This is a genomic window from Aggregatibacter actinomycetemcomitans DSM 8324 (assembly GCF_000372365.1).
In the GTDB taxonomy this organism is placed as follows: Bacteria; Pseudomonadota; Gammaproteobacteria; order Enterobacterales; family Pasteurellaceae; genus Aggregatibacter; species Aggregatibacter actinomycetemcomitans.
This window is the reverse complement of record NZ_AQUU01000014.1, coordinates 1-17681: the sequence shown is the minus strand read 5'-3', so window position 1 is coordinate 17681 and position 17681 is coordinate 1. Positions and strand designations below refer to the sequence as shown.

Annotated in this window: 11 protein-coding genes, 1 tRNA gene and 3 pseudogenes; 6 read left to right on the top strand and 9 right to left on the bottom strand. The window is 46.3% G+C overall.

What is annotated here, in order from left to right; translation table 11 throughout:
• The first annotated feature begins 94 nt into the window (after positions 1-94).
• On the top strand, positions 95-1699 hold the full coding sequence (locus A3CS_RS0108485; RefSeq protein WP_005574943.1) for an HsdM family class I SAM-dependent methyltransferase: 1605 nt from the start codon (positions 95-97) through the stop codon (positions 1697-1699).
• A 180-nt stretch (positions 1700-1879) separates the two neighbouring features.
• Here the strand turns inward: A3CS_RS0108485 and A3CS_RS0108480 are convergent, their stop codons facing one another.
• Genes A3CS_RS0108480 through manX form a run of 3 tightly spaced genes read right to left on the bottom strand, consistent with a single transcriptional unit; the run spans position 1880 to position 4545 of the window.
• Complete coding sequence (locus A3CS_RS0108480; protein WP_005546267.1) at positions 1880-2716, bottom strand: PTS mannose transporter subunit IID; 837 nt, start codon at positions 2714-2716, stop codon at positions 1880-1882.
• 15 nt (positions 2717-2731) lie between these two features.
• A complete protein-coding gene (locus A3CS_RS0108475) occupies positions 2732-3535 on the bottom strand; it encodes a PTS mannose/fructose/sorbose transporter subunit IIC (RefSeq protein ID WP_005546265.1) in 804 nt (267 codons plus the stop codon).
• Positions 3536-3546: 11 nt separating this feature from the next.
• Positions 3547-4545: a PTS mannose transporter subunit IIAB gene (manX, locus tag A3CS_RS0108470; protein WP_005574944.1), complete on the bottom strand. Its 999-nt coding sequence runs from the start codon at positions 4543-4545 to the stop codon at positions 3547-3549.
• Positions 4546-4896: 351 nt separating this feature from the next.
• Between manX and A3CS_RS0108465 the strand changes: the two genes are divergently transcribed.
• Complete coding sequence (locus A3CS_RS0108465; protein ID WP_019518410.1) at positions 4897-6288, top strand: DHA2 family efflux MFS transporter permease subunit; 1392 nt, start codon at positions 4897-4899, stop codon at positions 6286-6288.
• A gap of 26 nt (positions 6289-6314) precedes the next feature.
• On the opposite strand, the gene A3CS_RS0108460 is transcribed toward A3CS_RS0108465, so the two are convergent.
• The 6 genes and pseudogenes from A3CS_RS0108460 to xylF form a co-directional block, all read right to left on the bottom strand.
• Positions 6315-7487, bottom strand: coding sequence for a XylR family transcriptional regulator (locus tag A3CS_RS0108460; protein WP_005546256.1), 1173 nt, complete (start codon positions 7485-7487; stop codon positions 6315-6317).
• A 114-nt stretch (positions 7488-7601) separates the two neighbouring features.
• Positions 7602-9011: pseudogene (gene nhaC, locus A3CS_RS01000000111055) on the bottom strand (Na+/H+ antiporter NhaC).
• On the bottom strand, positions 8998-10194 hold the full coding sequence (locus A3CS_RS0108450; RefSeq protein WP_005546250.1) for a MalY/PatB family protein: 1197 nt from the start codon (positions 10192-10194) through the stop codon (positions 8998-9000). Before A3CS_RS0108450 ends, nhaC begins: the two are co-directional and overlap by 14 nt.
• A 30-nt stretch (positions 10195-10224) precedes the next feature.
• Positions 10225-11271 (bottom strand): annotated as a pseudogene (locus A3CS_RS0108445) (sugar ABC transporter permease); the annotation flags it as partial.
• A gap of 3 nt (positions 11272-11274) precedes the next feature.
• Positions 11275-12789 carry a D-xylose ABC transporter ATP-binding protein gene (xylG, locus tag A3CS_RS0108440; protein ID WP_162137885.1) on the bottom strand — a complete coding sequence of 505 codons (1515 nt, stop codon included), beginning with the start codon at positions 12787-12789 and terminating at the stop codon, positions 11275-11277.
• Between the two features lie 56 nt (positions 12790-12845).
• A complete protein-coding gene (xylF, locus tag A3CS_RS0108435; protein WP_005574956.1) occupies positions 12846-13844 on the bottom strand; it encodes a D-xylose ABC transporter substrate-binding protein in 999 nt (332 codons plus the stop codon).
• A gap of 257 nt (positions 13845-14101) precedes the next feature.
• Between xylF and xylA the strand changes: the two genes are divergently transcribed.
• The 4 genes and pseudogenes from xylA to A3CS_RS1000000112300 form a co-directional block, all read left to right on the top strand.
• A complete protein-coding gene (xylA, locus tag A3CS_RS0108430) occupies positions 14102-15421 on the top strand; it encodes a xylose isomerase (RefSeq protein WP_019518408.1) in 1320 nt (439 codons plus the stop codon).
• A 48-nt stretch (positions 15422-15469) separates the two neighbouring features.
• On the top strand, positions 15470-16942 hold the full coding sequence (gene xylB / locus A3CS_RS0108425) for a xylulokinase (protein WP_019518407.1): 1473 nt from the start codon (positions 15470-15472) through the stop codon (positions 16940-16942).
• 74 nt (positions 16943-17016) lie between these two features.
• Positions 17017-17111 (top strand) — tRNA-Sec (locus tag A3CS_RS1000000111905).
• Positions 17112-17417: 306 nt separating this feature from the next.
• A pseudogene (locus tag A3CS_RS1000000112300) lies at positions 17418-17681 on the top strand (transposase); the annotation flags it as partial.

The window sequence follows — 17681 nt, the reverse complement described above, 5'->3', positions numbered from 1 at the left end:
CATAAATGCCCGACCTACGGCTTCCAAATCCGACCGCGCTTTTCAGTCTGCCACGTGAAACTAAAACCGAAATAAAAAACAAACGAGACAAAAAATGACCGAACTGTATTTCACCGAACAAACCAAAACCCTGATTGACAGCCTGAAAACCATCTGCGCCCACTACGGCTTGGGCAACGACGGCAATGAGTTCAAAATCATCAGTCAGGCTTTTCTGTATAAATTCTTAAACGACAAATATGATTTCGAAGTCAAAAAAATCCTTGAAGAAAAGCCCGGCGAGCCGATGGAATTTGTCGATATGGAGATTCAGAGCAAAACGGCGGTATTGAAGCCGGAGCATTCCATCCGCTATCTGTCGCAAAGGCAAAACGATGCGGATTTTGCCAAATTGTTCGACGATACGCTGATAGACATTGCCGCGCATAATGCCGAAGTGTTCGCGGTGAAAACCGAGGGCGGGGCGAAAATCGTGTTGTTCGAGCGTATCAGCCAATATATCGCTGATGAAAACCGCCGCGACGATTTCTGCCGCGCGCTGATTTCCAAATTGGCGGATTTCAGCTTCGAGGCGGTGTTTGCCCAAAAATTCGATTTTTTCGCGACGATTTTCGAATACCTGATTAAGGACTACAACAGCAATTCGGGCGGAAAATACGCCGAATACTACACGCCGCACGCGGTGGCGCGGATTATGGCGGATATTTTGGTGCCTCAAGATGTGCGCGGACAAATCCGCAGTGTGGACGTGTACGACCCGTCGGCAGGTTCGGGAACGCTGCTGATGAATGTGGCGCACGCCATCGGCGAAGACAAATGTATGATTTATACGCAGGATATTTCGCAAAAATCGTCCAACCTGTTGCGCTTGAACCTGGTTCTGAACAATCTGGTGCATTCTTTGAATAATGTGATTCAGGGCAATACGATTTTGTCGCCTTACCATAAGGATAAAGTAGGTCGTCTGAAAAAATTCGATTTCATCGTGTCCAATCCGCCGTTTAAGTTGGATTTCAGCGATTTCCGCGACCAATTGGACAGCGCGGAAAACCGCGAACGCTTTTTTGCGGGGATTCCGAAAATCAAGGCGAAAGACAAGGATAAGATGGAAATCTACCAGCTTTTTATCCAGCATATCCTGTTCAGCCTGAAAGAAAACGGCAAGGCGTCGATTGTGTTGCCGACGGGCTTTATCACCGCTCAATCGGGCATAGACAGAAAAATCCGCGAATATCTGGTGGAAAATAAAATGCTCGCCGGCGTGGTGTCTATGCCTTCCAATATTTTCGCCACCACGGGAACCAATGTTTCCATCCTGTTTATTGACAAAGCTAATAAAGACCAAGTGGTATTAATCGACGCGTCTGGTTTGGGCGAAAAAATCAAAGACGGCAAAAACCAAAAAACCGTACTTTCCCGCGAGGAAGAGCAAAAAATCTGCCAAACGTTTACGGACAAACAGGTGGTGGAAAATTTCAGCGTGGTGGTCGGCTACGATGAAATCCAAGCGAAAAACTACAGCCTCTCGGCAGGGCAGTATTTCGAGGTGAAGATTGATTATGTGGATATTTCCGCCGATGAATTCGAGCAGAAAATGGCGGGGTTTTCAGCGGATTTAGACCGGCTTTTTGCGGAGTCTGCCGAATTGGGACGGGAGATTGGGGAGCGGTTGCGGGTGTTGAGGCTTGGGGGGAAATAGCAATAAAACCCTCGTTCGAGTTGAAGGAAATGATGATAAAGTGCGGTCAATTTTCAGAACGTTTTTCAATGTGAAAAACACCGGAAAAAACCACCGCACTTTTCTTGTATCGAATAAAAATCCACGCGTTATCCAACAGATTCGGCGCGGATTCTGTGCTTTTCTTGATGTGGTGGTCAATTACGCGAGGGTGCCCGTCCAGGCGCCGAAGATGCCGATGACGAAGAAGCCAACGATGATCCACAGGGCGTTTACCCGATTGCGCAGCAGCCACATACAGGCGAAGGTGAGCAGTAGCGCCAGTAAGCCTGGCATGAGACTGTCCAAGATGCTTTGTACGGTGGTGACTTCAACGGTGCCGTTTTGTTTTTTGATGGTGGAAACTACTAACGGTACATTAATGCTGGTCCATTTTTGCACTAGGGCGCCCATGATGAACAAACCGAGGATTGATGCGCCTTCGGTAAGTTTTTGCAATAAGCCGCCACTCATGTCGCTGACCACGTCCAGCCCTTTGCGGTAGCCGTAAATTACGCCGTAGTAACGGGTGGCGAGACGCACGAGGTTAAATAAAACGAAGAACAGAATCGGACCTAAAATGCTGCCGTTTAACGCTAAGCCTGCGCCGAGTGCAGCGAAGACCGGACGCGCGGTCCCCCAATAAATCGGGTCGCCCACGCCGGCAAGCGGTCCCATGAGACCCACTTTAATCCCGTTGATGGCGGCATCTTCCACCGGTTTGCCGTTGGCACGTTGTTCTTCCATGGCAATTGCCACGCCTAATACGGGTGCGCCGACGAAAGGCTGGGTGTTGAAAAATTCCAGGTGGCGTTTAATGGCGTCTTTGCGCTCTTGGGAATCCTGTACTGGGTATAACCGTTTGATTACCGGTACCATGGAATAGGCAAAGCCCAACGCCTGCATACGTTCGAAGTTCCATGACCCTTGGAACAGGTTGGAGCGCATTACGACGGCGTTCAAATCACTTTTTGTTACTTTTCTGACTTCGGTTGTCATGTTATCGCTCCTTCATTAATCCAGTCTATTGTCCAAGTCATTGCCGGCGGCAGTTGTTACCTGCACCACTTGCTTGCTTTGGTTATATTTCGGGTGCATTTGAATATATAACACCGCCATCACGATGCCTAACACACCGAGGGCAACCAGATTGAATTCGGTATAAGCGGCGATGACAAAGCCCGCATAGAAGAATGGCATTAAATGCCCTGCACGCATCATGTTGATTACCATGGCATAACCGACCACAGCGATGAAGCCACCGGCGATTTTAAGCCCGGTTGTCACTACGTCAGGAATGGCGTTCAGCATGCTTTGTACCTCATCAGTACCGGCGGTTAAGGCGACGATCAGCGCCGGAATGGCGATCCGCATGGCTTGTAACATTAGCGCACTGCAATGTAACCAGTCTAAACGCGTTAGGTTGCCGTCTTCCACTGATTTATCCGCGGCATGTTGGAAACCCACGGTGATGGCGCGCACGATATAGGTCAACACCTGACCGGCGGCGGCAAGCGGAATCGCCACCGCAATTCCGGTAGAGATTTCTTGTTTACCGACGATAACCAAAATGGTTGAAATCACGGAGGCCAGTGCCGCATCAGGTGCCACGGCCGCGCCTATATTCATCCAGCCTAACGCCAATAATTCCAAGGTCCCGCCGATAATGATACCGGTTTGAATATCGCCCAACACTAAGCCGATTAAGGTACAGGCAATTAACGGGCGTTGGGTTTGCCATTCGTCAAGAATCGATCCTGCGCCGCAAATACAGGCGACCAGAAACACCAGAATAATTTGTAAAGTGGTAATTTCCATAATCATTTCCTTTAAAGTAAGTTATTTTTCTTCAATAAATCCATCATGTACTGGCGGTTGTCATTTGAAACTTTACGCACGTCCAGCTCAATGCCTTTGGCATCAAGGGCTTTGAAGGCGGCAATATCTTTGTCGTCCACGGATACCGCATTGGTAATCATTTTTTTACCATCGCGATACGCCATGCCACCCACATTGATGGATTTAAAATCAACGCCCGCATCGGAAAGACGCAATACGTCCGTCGGATTGGTAAACAGCAACATCATGCGTTCGCCGGCATATTCAGGGTTGTTGTAAACCCGCACCATTTTATCCACGTTTACCACGTGGGCGGTGACCCCGGGCGGTGCAACGCTTTTTAGCATGGTCGCGCGCACGGTGTCTTTCGCCACTTCGTCGCTCACCACCGCAATGCGCGATACACGGCTTTCTTTCGTCCAACGGGTTGCCACTTGCCCGTGAATCAATCGGTCGTCAATACGCGCCAAACCGATTTCCAAATGCCCTTCCTGATTCGGTGTGACCACCGCCGGTTGCGGTTCCGCTTGTGATGCGGCGGGTTGTGCTGGAACCTCGGATGTTGGCGCGGTCGGTTCGGTTTCCGGCTCCTGATAACGCAGCGCACGTACGCCGGTACGGCCGGTTTCTAAGGCGATTGCCACCAATTCATCCAAACTTGGACCGTCATCTCGCGCCATGAAGGTTTCCACCAACATTGGCACGTTCACACCGGTGACGATATCCATGTTGTCCTTGCCTTCCGACACGCGGTTTGCCGCATTAAACGGACTGCCGCCCCAGGTATCCACCAAAAACAGCACTTTGTCGCAATGGGCAAGATCGCCGCTGAGTTTCGCCTGATATTTTTCCATGATGGTCTCGGCGTTTTCACCGGGCACAAAATCAATGGTCGCCACATTTTCCTGTTCGCCGATGAGCATTTCTGTGGTTTTTAACAGCTGCTCCGCCGCGACCCCATGTGTTGCGATAATAATAGCAATGGTCATTTGGTCTCCTTAAAGATAGTTGTATCGTTTACCATTCTACCTAAAAACCGACAACTCATTCGTTTAAGCTCGGTGCTTTTTAGTAGATTTTATGTGATCAGGATCACATTTTTATAAAAAACATAAAGAAAAAGCACCGCACTTTAGTGTGTCCGCAATGCCGTTGTGTGAAAAAAACAATCGTCCGATTTGTCGTTGGTACAATAAAATCGGATTAAAATTGCATGCAATAGGCGCGAATCATGTAGAATACGGGCAAAATTAATCAACGATGCTTTCCTTATCATGGAGGGCGCAAAAGTGCGGCGGAAAATAACGGTGTTTTTTGCCTCCGCAGAACGAGAAAATCAGATGAGTGAGCGTCAACATTACCGTAATTTAGCCCTAATTGCCGCCATGGCATTGTTTATGCAATCCCTTGACGCTACCATTTTGAACACCGCGCTACCCGCCATTTCCGCCGATTTGCATGAATCGCCGCTGGAAATGCAAATGACGATCATCAGTTATTCCCTCACCGTTGCCCTGTTTATTCCGCTCACCGGATGGATCGCCGATAAATACGGCACGCTCAATGTGTTTCGGGTGGCAATGACGACTTTTGTACTCGGTTCCGTCGCCTGTGCGGTATCCAATTCATTGAATGCGCTGATTTGGTCGCGTGTGTTGCAGGGGCTGGGCGGCGCGCTGATGATGCCGGTGGCGCGTTTGGCAATTATTCGCAACGTGCCGAAAACCCAGCTGGTTGCTGCGTGGAATGCCATGGCGATGGCAGGGCTTATCGGTCCGGTGCTGGGACCGATTGTGGGCGGTTGGCTGGTGACGCACGCCACATGGCATTGGATTTTCTTGATTAACATTCCTATCGGTTTGCTCGGCGTTTGGTTTGCCGGACGACATATGCCGAACAGTACGGGCAATATCGGTAAACTGGATTGGCGGGGCTTCGTACTGTTTGCCGGCGGCTTGGCAGGCTTGACCCTCGGTTTGGATTTGTTGTCCGAAGATCGTGTCAGCCAATGGATGACCGCCTTGATTCTGGCTGCCGGAATCGGTTGTTTTTCCATTTATTATTTTTATGCCCGACGGGCACAATATCCCTTATTGTCGCTCAATATATTTGCGGTTCGCACCTTTCGGGTAGGCATCGTCGCCAACCTCTTCATTCGCTTGAGTGGTTCCGGCATTCCATTTTTAATGCCGCTTATGTTGCAGGTGGTGTTTAATTATGGCGCCGATGCTGCCGGTTGGTTACTCGCGCCGATCGCCGTGAGTTCGGTGTTGACCAAATCCTTCGCAGGGAAAGTTCTGTCGCGCTTCGGCTACAAAACGACGTTAATTTTGACCGCACTTTCCATGACCTTCGCCATCGCCACCATGAGCCTCTTAGATCAGCAAAGCCCGATTTGGCTGTTGGTGCTGATTCTGGCGTGGTACGGTTGTTCCATGTCGATTATTTTCACCGCCGTCAACACCCTCACCATTAGCGACTTAAACGACCACAATGCCAGCACCGGTTCCACTTATCTCAGCGTCATCCAACAAGTGGGGATTGGTATCAGCATCGCCGTCTCTTCCGTCATCTTAGACCTCTACCGCCACTTCATCGGCGAAAACGGCACACAACTGCAACACGCCTTCAGCGCCACTTTCCTCACCTCCGCCCTCTTCGGCATCGCCCTGTTGTGGGTCTTGAGTTATCTTAAAAGCGAGGATGGTGAGGGGAATTTTCGGAAGGGGTGAAAGTGCGGTGATTTTTCCCTGCGTTTTTACTTCCCTTCACGATTTCGAAACTCTTTCGGGGTTTGATTAAATTCTTTTTTGAATACCGAGTAAAAGTATTGTAGTGACGGGTAGCCGCAAATGTCGGAGATTTCCTGAATGGGAATATCGCTGCGACGCAGTAGCTGTTTGGCGCGGGTGATTTTTTCTTCGTGGATGACCTGATGAATGGTTTTGTTCATTTCCGCTTTAAAACGGGCTTCTAAATTGGAACGGGAGGTGCGCAGGTAATCCAGCACCTGTTCCGCTTTAATGCCTTGGCAGGCGCGGTGGCGGATGTAGTGCATGGCTTGCATCACCAGCGGGTCGCGCAGGGAGCGGTAATCGGTGGAGCTGCGTTCGATAACTTTTACCGGCGGGATCAGAAGCGGTGTGGCGGCGACTTTTTGCCCAGTTAATAAACGGTGCAGCAGTTTCGCTGCCTGGTAACCGATTTCCCGCGTGCCTTGTGCCACAGAAGAAAGGGAGACACGGGATAAATATTGAATCAGTTCTTCGTTATCAATGCCGATCACGCAGAGTTGCTCCGGCACGGCAATGCCGGCGGTTTCGCAGGCTTGCAGAATATGCCGTGCGCGGGCGTCGGTGACGGCGATAATGCCGGTGTGGGGTGGCAAAGTTTTAAGCCAGTCGGTGACTTTCGCCTGTTCCTGCGCCCAGTTCTGTGAGTCAGTTTTGTCGCCTAAATAGACCGCACTTTGGAATTCATATTTCTGCATTAATGCAAGAAACGCGTCTTTTCTTTCATTTGCCCAATGCTTGGTTTCTTCCGTCTCCAAACCATAAAACGCAAAGCTGGTAATGCCTTTTTGTTTCAAATGTAAAAAAGCGGTTTCCACCAAGGCATAATTATCGGTGGCGACGTAAGGCAGATTGGGATAAAACGCGGGATTTTGATAAGAGCCGCCCACGGCAATGAGCGGAATCGATATATTTTTAAGTAACTCGACGGTTTCGGCATCATCGAAATCGGCGATGATGCCGTCAATAGACAGGTTGTTGATGGTATCTTTATGATAAATAAACTCATCTTCCACAAAAATATCCCACATACATTGCGATGCCTGCAAATACTGCCCCACACCCTCAACCACTTCCCGGTCATAGATTTTGTTCGCGTTGAATAACAACGCAATGCGGTAATATTTTTGATTATTCATCACATCATTCCCTTTGCGGCAACTGATATTAGCATACACAAATTCGCCGCGAAGAAAACTGCTTTATTTCATCTCTGTGATTTCACTCAAAAAACCGACCGCACTTTTTAACGGCTATTGATTTAATTTAGCTATACCGAAACTGGTAATTCCCCAAATTGTCGCAAAGACGATACCGCTCCAGCATAGCACGGCCCAAGGTAAATAAGACAATGTCGCTACGCCTAAAGTGCCGGCCATATAAGCGCCGGCAGCTGTCCAAGGTAGGATCGGTTCAATGATAGTCGCCGAGTCTTCTATCGTCCGGCTGAGATTTTTGGGGTGCAGATCACGTTCGATATAGGCATCCCGTAGCATTTCACCCGGAATCAGGATGGAAACCTGCCCGTTGCTGGTTACACCTATCATGGTTAAGCCGCAGATAATCGTCGCGACAATGAGTGACGCAGTGGATTTTACCAATTTCAATAGATTGTTAATAATGACATCCAATGCGCCGCTTAATGATAAAACACCGGCGAACGATAATGCGCAAAAGCAGATCAGTAAAGTTCCCATCATTGAATTCATCCCGCCACGATTTAACAGACGGTTTAAATCCGAACTAATTTGAACATCACTATGGACCATTGATACATTAAAACCATTAACCGCACTGTTTACAATGTCATGCAACGCAACGTGTTGGATAAAAAATGCATTTGACATTGCAACGAATGCCGATAATAACATGACCGGAATGGTCGGTTTTTTGGTAATGGAGCCCCATAAAATAATGATGACAGGAATTAATAATAAGTTGAAATGATAAATTGACTCCAAACCGGATAGCATGAGTGCAACTTTTTCCGGCGTTGCTACGTTCTGAAAATCCGCATTCATTCCATATATGATATAAACTATCGCTGCCAGTATAAAAGACGGGAGTGTGGTATATAACAGATGGGTAATATGCTCATATAAATCCACACCGGTTGCTGCCGATGCGATATTTGTGGTGTCGGATAACGGTGAAAGCTTATCCCCGAAATAGGCTCCTGCTACGACAGCACCTGCGGTGGCGGCAAGGTTGGCGTTTAATCCGGTCGCGACCCCCATAAAAGCCACGCCTACGGTTCCGGCCGAACCTCAAGATGTGCCGGTACAAATAGAAACCACAGAAGTCAAAAACAAGGCGGTAATGTATAAAAATTTAGGATCAATTACCTTCAACCCATAATAAATCATCATCGGAATCGTACCACCTGCAATCCAAGTCCCGATGAGTAAACCGACGGTGATTAAAATCAATAATGCCGGCATAGTTTTAGCAATTTTCCCTGCAATAGCGTTCAGCATATCATTATAGCGAAAGCCTAAATATTTCACTAAAAAGCCGGCAAACACACAAGAAACTACCATGAGTGGTTCCGGCGGCAGATCAAACAGCGCATAACCTAAGCCCAATAATAGTAACATAACGATTATTGGTGATAGTGCTTGTGCTAAAGTCGGTATTTTTATTTGTGTGTTACTGTGCTGCATAGCAATATCCCTCTTTTTTTAATAAAAGAAAAGCCTGCTTAATTCTGTTTAAACAACTAATCAAACAGGAGCGTGGTACTGCAATATTCATACGAAAGAATCTATTCCCATCTTCCCCGAAGTCACTTCCCCAAGACATTTCAACGCGGGCTAAATGCAATAGCCAATGTTTCAATAGCTGTTCGTCTATTTTTAAGCGGGAATAATTAACCCATACCAGATAGGTACCGGTTGTATCAGCGACGTCCAGTTCAGGAATATGCGCTGTAAAGAAACGTTTAACAAACTGCTTATTCTCAAGGATATATTGTTGTAATTCTCTCAGCCAGACATCACCGTTTCGGTAAGCTGCTTTTATGGCGGGAATGGAGAAGTAATTAGGATTATGGATGCCTAATTGTTGCAGTAATCGATTAAATTTATTTCGTATGACGTGATTATGAATAATCAGATTTGAAATTTCTAAACCGGCTAAATTAAAGGTTTTTGACGGGGAAGTGCAAATAATCGAATGTTCTTTTACATAATGATTAATCGAAGAAATAATATGATGTTTCTCGCCTGAAAAATCAAAATCTGCATGAATATCATCCGAAATAATAAAGACATGATACTTTTCCGCCAGTAATGCAATTCGATTGAGATCCTGAATGCTAAACACCAAACCGGTGGGATTATGTGGAGAAATCAGAATAAATACGTCGGAATGACTAAAACATATTTCCAGTTTTTTAAAATCAATATGATATTTTTGATTGTAGTAAACTAAAGGACATTGCGACAGCTTTCGGTTATTTAGTAATACGGCATTAAGCATAGGCGAATAAGAAGGCGTAAATAAGCAAATAGTATCGTTCTCGGTTGTAAATTCTCTGATATAAATTGATACCGCTTGAATTATTCGCGGGCAAAATACAATATCTTCAGGGCTTGCATAGTAAGCGTAATGTCTTTTGAAATAATCGGTTATGAGCGGATAATAATCATCCGATATTATTGTATATCCGTATATGCCCAACCGATTACGTTCGTTCAATAATTCAATAATTTCCTGCGGCGCAGGAAGATCCATATCCGCTACCGACAGAGGAATAATATCGGAACCATATTTTGAATAAGGGACATCCCATTTGGCACTATCCGTTCCGATTCGATTAACCCATTGATCAAATTTGATTTCCATTATTTTTCCTTAAGGAGATAACATTATTATCGGCACGTCTAACATACTCATACCGTTGTCCAATAAGGCGATAATCAATGCACCGATAACCACGCCGTAAACGCTACCGACACCGCCGGCGAGGCTTGCACCGCCGATAACACAGGCGGCGATGGCGTCCAGTTCGGCATTTTGACCGGCGGACGGCGCGCCGGCACCTAAACGGGCACTGAGAATTAACCCGGCGATGGCGACCATTAAGCCGTTAATGGAGAAAATCATGAGTTTGATTTTTTCAACATTGATGCCTGATAATCTGGCAGCCTCAATATTACCGCCAATGGCATAAATGTGTCGTCCGAATGCGGTTTTTCGTGCAATGAACATACCGATAACCGCTAAAATCGCCAGAAGCAACACCGGGAACGGAATGCCCCGATAATCATTTAAGAGATAGATCGCACCCAGTACACCAATGGCGAATAAACCGTATTTCATGGTTTCTTTACCTGTGCCGGTAACGCTTAAGTTAAGATTTTTGCGGGTTTTGCGTTGATAAGAACCCCATAGGAAGAAACAAATAACGGCAACACAACCTAAAATAATGCCGGTGGTATCGGGAAGGTAGCCTTGACCGATGATTGTCATGTCTTTGATAATCGGTGAAACCGTGGTGCCGTTGGTTGCGCCGACCAACATCCCGCGGAAAATCAGCATTCCCGCCAATGTGACAATAAAAGAGGGTACTTTTCGATAGGCAACCCACCAGCCGGTGCAAGCGCCGAGCACAATGCCGATAAGCAACGTTGTTATAATGGTTAACGGTAACGGCCAGCCCCACCAAACATCGGCGATGGCGGCAAAACCGCCGAGTAATCCCATTAATGAACCGACGGATAAGTCAATCTCGGCAGAGATAATCACGAAAATCATGCCGATGGCGAGAATGCCCGTAATGGAGGTTTGGCGTAATAGATTGGAAATATTACGCGCACTCAGGTAAGCGCCGTCGGTGGCGACAAAGAAGAATGCCATAATCACCACAATGGCAATAAGCATAATATAAACCTGTAAATTTATTGATTTCAATTTAGACATAAATTACTTCTTTAGCGCCGCTTCCATGACCTGTTCCTGTGTCAGATGATTATTGATTAAATCCGCTTTAATCTGACCTTGGTGCATCACTAAAACCCGATCGCTAATGCCAAGCACTTCCGGCAATTCGGAGGAAATGACAATAATCGCGATGCCTTCTTGTGCCAGTTGGTTGATAAGTTTATAAATTTCATATTTGGCGCCCACATCGATCCCGCGTGTAGGTTCATCCAAAATCAGAATTTGAGGTTTAAGTAATAAGGATTTGGCAAGAATCGCTTTTTGCTGATTGCCGCCGCTTAAACGCCCGATGGCTAAGTGCGGTGAAGACGTTTTGACTTTTAACTGGGCGATAGCTTGGTTAATTACCGTTTCTTCCAAGGCTTCATTGATGACCCGTTTACCGAAACAATAATTGCGTAATGAAGGTAGCGTAATATTTTTTCCCACGCCCATAATGGCAACGATACCGTGTTTTTTGCGATCTTCCGGCACCATTACGATATTGTGTTTAATGGCTTCGCTGCAATTACGAATTTTTACTTTATGGTTATGAATAAAAATCTCACCTTCATGTTTACCCGGGTAGGAACCAAAAATACATTGCACCATTTCTGTTCGTCCGGAGCCGACTAAACCGGCAACCCCTAAAATCTCTCCTTTATGGAGCGTAAACGACGCGTTACTTACCCGTTTAATATGGGTATTAATGGGATGCCAAGCGGTAATATGTTCCACCCGCAGGATTTCCTCACCGATTTCATGTGCTTCATGGGGATATAAAGACGTGATTTCACGGCCTACCATCATGGTGATGATGTCATCTTCCGTCATGGTTTTCGCATCACGGGTACCGATATGCTCACCGTCGCGAATCACACAGATTTTGTCGGAGATTTCTTTAACTTCATTGAGTTTGTGGGAAATGTAAATGCAGGCGATATTATGGGCGCGTAAATCTTTTACCAGATTTAATAAAATCGCCGTTTCTTTTTCGGTTAATGATGCTGTCGGTTCGTCTAAAATCAGCAAACGAACCTGTTTATTTAAGGCTTTGGCAATTTCAACAAGTTGTTGCTGCCCCAAACCTAATTCACCGACTTTGGTGTGCGGGTCAATATCCAGTTGGACTTGTTCCAACAGTTTTTTACAGCGTAAATACATTTCGTTGTCGTCGGTAATGCCGCCTTTGGTGATTTCGTTGCCCAAAAACATATTTTCCAAAATGGACATATTTTTTACCAAGGTTAATTCCTGGTGAATAATGGAAATGCCTTTTTCTTCCGTATCTTTAATGTTTTTGGCAACGATTTTTTCATCACTGAAATAAATATCGCCTTCATAATCGCCGAAAGGATAAATGCCGCATAATACCTTCATTAAGGTGGATTTACCGGAGCCGTTTTCACCACATAAAGACAGAATCTCCGCTTTTTCCAAGGAAATGGAAATGTTGTTTAATGCTACAACATCGCCGAATTTCTTGGTGATATTTTTCATTTCTAATAGAGCCATAATGGAAACCTTTTGTGATTTGCTATTAGAATTCGGGAGGCATAAGCCTCCCTGTTGCGTTATTTATAAATGCTATCTTTAGAATGGAACCCGTCCTTAATAATCGTGGTTTCAATATTATTTTTATCAACGACGATAGGTTCAAGTAGGTAGGATGGCACGTTTTTCAAGCCGTTATTTAATTCCGCATTGGATTGCGGTTTTTCATCCTTAGCCAAGGCAACGGAAATTTCAGCCGCTTTATCCGCCAATAAGGCTATCGGTTTATACACGGTCATGGTTTGTGTGCCTTCCACAATGCGTTTAATTGCCGCCAAGTCGGCATCCTGACCGGAAATCGCTACTTTGCCGGATAAACCCTGCGCGGAAAGCGCCTGAATTGCCCCGCCGGCGGTGGCATCGTTCGAAGCAACAACGGCATCAATATTATTTTTGTTGGCGGTTAGCGTATTTTCCATAATTTGTAAGGATTTTTCCGGTAACCAAGAATCAACCCATTGGTCACCCACCACTTTAATTTTTCCGCTATCAATTAACGGTTGTAATACTTTCATTTGACCTTTGCGGAAAAGTTTCGCGTTGTTATCTACTGGCGAGCCGCCCATTAAGAAATAGTTACCTTCCGGTTTTTTCTCAATAACACTTTGCGCTTGTAATTCACCGACTTTTTCATTATCAAAGGAAACGTAAAAGTCCAGATCCGCGTTATTAATTAAACGGTCATAAGCTAAAACTTTGATGCCTTCTTTTTTCGCCTCTGCAATGACATTGCTTAATACTTCACCGTTATGCGGAATAATCACCAGCACATCAATATTTTTATTAATCATGTTTTCGATTTGTGAAATTTGTGCCGAATCATCGCCGTTGGCGGATTGAACATAAACTTTGGCGCCTAACGCTTCCGCTTTTTTAACGAAAATACTGCTGTCTTTTTGCCATCTTTCTAAACGTAAATCATCAATGGACATACCGATTTTTAAGTCTTTGGCGAAGCCGGTGGTGCTGCACAAGGCAAGTGCGGCAGCAAGAGATAATAAAGCAAATTTGATTTTCATAATGACACCTCAAATAGTGATAGTGAATGAATTAAAAGGGTGTTAGAGAAGCGACTTATATTACTCTGAACGTAGTTTTATCACTCCGTTTCAAAGAAACGCAATTATCAGATCTTCCGAGCCTATTACGTTTTTTCTCTTTTGTGACCCAGTCCACAATAAACAATAATCTTAAATCCAATGCGAAATAACGTAATTGATCGTCAAAGGGCTTTTATCAAGAATAGTGCCAAATTAACCCTGTCCCGGAGGCTAAAATGACAAACTATTTAAACAATATTGACAAAGTTCGCTACGAAGGTCCTGACTCAACCAATCCCTTCGCGTATAAATATTACGACGCCAATCAGGTCACTCTTGGCAAAACCATGGCGGAGCATTTGCGTTTGGCGGTATGTTATTGGCATACGTTTTGCTGGAACGGTACCGATATGTTCGGCTTGGGTTCGCTGGATCGCAGCTGGCAGAAGAATGCCGGCACGTTAGAGGCGGCAAAACAAAAAGCGGACATTGCTTTTGAGTTTTTCACCAAATTAGGCGTGCCTTATTATTGTTTCCACGATGTGGATGTGGCGCCGGAAGGCAATTCCATTAAGGATTACATTCATAATTTCAACACGATAACGGACATTCTTGAACGTAAACAGGCGGAAACCGGCGTAAAATTGCTATGGGGTACGGCAAACTGTTTCAGCCATCCGCGTTATATGTCCGGCGCCTCCACCAATCCGAATCCGGAGGTGTTCGCCTGGGCGGCAACGCAGGTATATCACGCCATGAATGCTACCAAGCGTTTGGGCGGCGAAAACTATGTGCTCTGGGGCGGTCGCGAAGGTTATGAAACCCTGCTTAATACGGATTTAAAACGTGAACGCGAACAAATCGGACGCTTCATGCAAATGGTGGTGGAACATAAACATAACATCGGTTTTAACGGCACGTTGCTCATTGAACCGAAACCGCAGGAACCGACTAAACATCAATACGATTATGATGTGGCGATGGTGTACGGTTTCTTAAAACAGTTCGGTTTGGAAAATGAAATTAAAGTGAACATTGAAGCCAACCACGCCATCTTGGCGGGGCACACCTTCCAGCATGAAGTGGCAACAGCGTTCGCGCTGGATATTTTCGGTTCCATCGACGCCAACCGTGGCGACCCACAATTAGGCTGGGACACCGACCAATTCCCGAACAGTGTGGAAGAAAATACGCTGGTGATGTATGAAATTCTGAAAAACGGTGGCTTTACTACCGGCGGTTTCAACTTTGATGCGAAAATCCGCCGTCAAAGTACCGATCCTTATGATTTGTTCTATGCGCACATCGGTGCTATCGACGTGTTGGCGTTATCCTTCAAACGGGCGGCACAAATACTGGAAGAACAACGCCTGCAACAAATCGTCGATGCGCGTTATGCCGGTTGGCGGCAATCCCTCGGTCAGCAAATTTTGCAGGGTAACGCTTCTTTGGCACAGCTCGCGCAGGCGGTTGAGCAACAAAGCTTGGATCCGCAACCGGTGTCCGGTAAACAGGAGTATCTGGAAAACTTGGTGAACGGTTACATTTACCGTTAATCGGTAAATGTGCGGTGGTTTTTTTCGGTATTTTTACGGAGGTGTTTTATGTATCTTGGCGTCGATTGCGGCACACAAGGCACGAAAGTGATTGTTGTAGATAGTCAACAGCATAAGGTGCTGGGCAGTGGCTATGCTGCCCATCAGCTCATTGAAAACTCCGATGGACGGCGCGAGCAAGCACCGGATTGGTGGATTACGGCGTTTAAAAATGCCTTTGCCGATGCCATAAAACAAGCCGAAATTCAACCGCACTTAATTCGTGGTATCGGCATTTCCGGGCAGCAACACGGCTTGGTGGTGCTGGATAAAAACAACCAGCCATTATACCATGCCAAACTTTGGTGCGACACGGAAACTGCCTCGGAAAATGCGGAGATTTTAGCGCTATTCGGTGGCGAACAAGCTTGTTTTGAACGCCTTGGCATTGTTTGTCAAACCGGTTATACGGCATCTAAAATCCGTTGGTTGCGCAAATATCAAGCGGATATTTACCAACAAATCGACAAAATCATGCTACCCCATGATTATCTCAATTATTGGCTCACGGGCAAATTCTGTACCGAATATGGTGACGCCTCCGGCACCGGTTATTTTGATGTGGTGCGACGTTGTTGGGACGAGGAGGTGTTGCGCCTTATTGCCCCGGAAAAATGCCTGGAAAATCTACCGCACTTAATCGACGCTGACCAAATTCTCGGCACGGTGAAAGCAGATGTCGCGCGCCAATTAGGACTGGAGAATGACGTCATTGTTTCCGCCGGCGGCGACAACAACATGATGGGCGCCATCGGTACCGGCAATATTCAACAAGGCATCGTCACCATGAGCTTAGGCACGTCGGGCACGCTCTATGCCTACAGCGATAAACCGCTCCCCGATTTGCCGCCGATGATTGCCGATTTTTGTTCCTCTTCCGGCGGCTGGTTGCCGTTGGTTTGCACCATGAACGTGACGTCCGCTAACAAAAATCTCATGCAACTGCTGGAAATTAACGTGAGCGAATTCAATGAATTGGTACAACAAGCCAATATCGGCGCCGACGGCGTGACCATTCTGCCCTTCTTTAACGGCGAACGGGTGCCGGCATTGCCGAATAGCAAAGCGGCGATTTTGGGCTTGGATGCGGGCAATTTCACCCGCGCCAATTTATCCCGCGCCGTGATGGAAAGCTCCAGTTTTACCTTGCGCTACGGCTTGGATTTATTTGAACAGGCGGGGCTGGCCGCCACCGAAATCCGCCTGATTGGCGGCGGGGCGAAAAGTGCCGTATGGCGGCAAATGATTGCCGACATTATGAACGTCAACGTAGTGTGCCTGATGGAGGAAGAAGCTGCCGCATTGGGCGCCGCAATTCAAGCCATGTGGGCAAATAAACAGGGTTCGCTGGCGGAATTATGCCGAGCTTTCGTACAGTTAAATGAAGCGACGCGCACAGCGCCGATAGCGGAAAATGCGGAACAATATCAATCCGTTTACCAACGCTATCGCCAACATTTAAACGCCCAATATTCCGTATAAAATTAATGGATTATTTTTCCGCTTCACTTGAATCGCACGGGCTTTTGCGCTAAAGTTCGCATCAATTTCCAAGAGGAAGATCGTCGTTTCCGGTGAGGCGGCAGGACTTCAAATCCTGTTGAGGCTGCCAGCAGTCTCGGGTAGGTTCAACTCCTACGATCTTCCGCCACTCAATTTTATTTTTAAAAAACACTTCATAAAATGACCGCACTTTTGACCGAAATTGATTGCCGACTATCAGCTTCGGTTGCAGCGTTGTCACCCGATAGAAGCCATCGCATGGTTACATTTGGCATTTGAATCCATTCACCCATTTTGTTGATGGCAACGGGCGACAGGTAGGCTATTGCTAAACTTTGAATTAATGAAAAACGGTTATTTTCCTTATAAACACCTATGATCTGCCCCCCAAAACCCGGACACTTAATTTGAGGTGCAGATTATGTCTTACTCTTACCAATTTCGTTAAAAAACTATCAAACAGGTCACCGAGCAGGATTTGGGTATCCGTGAGGTGGCTAAATTTCATCAGATTTCTCGTTCTCAAGTCATTTATTGGAAAAGCCTTTCGTGAAAGAGGGCTTAATGGCGTAAAATCCCCTTATATAAACCCTCAACGCCCTAAAATAGTGAAGCCAAAGATGAAAAAGAAAGCGATTGAAATCCCGGAACAAACAGACTTTTCCCCAAAAGCGTTTAAAAAGCTGCAACGAGAGCTGGCATTAGCACGTGCACAGAT

Coding starts and splice junctions, on each gene's coding strand:
- A3CS_RS0108485 (WP_005574943.1), top strand. CDS start 95: ATGACCGAACTGTATTTCACCGAACAAACCAAAACCCTGATTGACAGC.
- A3CS_RS0108480 (WP_005546267.1), bottom strand. CDS start 2,716: ATGACAACCGAAGTCAGAAAAGTAACAAAAAGTGATTTGAACGCCGTC.
- A3CS_RS0108475 (WP_005546265.1), bottom strand. CDS start 3,535: ATGGAAATTACCACTTTACAAATTATTCTGGTGTTTCTGGTCGCCTGT.
- manX (WP_005574944.1), bottom strand. CDS start 4,545: ATGACCATTGCTATTATTATCGCAACACATGGGGTCGCGGCGGAGCAG.
- A3CS_RS0108465 (WP_019518410.1), top strand. CDS start 4,897: ATGAGTGAGCGTCAACATTACCGTAATTTAGCCCTAATTGCCGCCATG.
- A3CS_RS0108460 (WP_005546256.1), bottom strand. CDS start 7,487: ATGAATAATCAAAAATATTACCGCATTGCGTTGTTATTCAACGCGAAC.
- A3CS_RS0108450 (WP_005546250.1), bottom strand. CDS start 10,194: ATGGAAATCAAATTTGATCAATGGGTTAATCGAATCGGAACGGATAGT.
- xylF (WP_005574956.1), bottom strand. CDS start 13,844: ATGAAAATCAAATTTGCTTTATTATCTCTTGCTGCCGCACTTGCCTTG.
- xylA (WP_019518408.1), top strand. CDS start 14,102: ATGACAAACTATTTAAACAATATTGACAAAGTTCGCTACGAAGGTCCT.
- xylB (WP_019518407.1), top strand. CDS start 15,470: ATGTATCTTGGCGTCGATTGCGGCACACAAGGCACGAAAGTGATTGTT.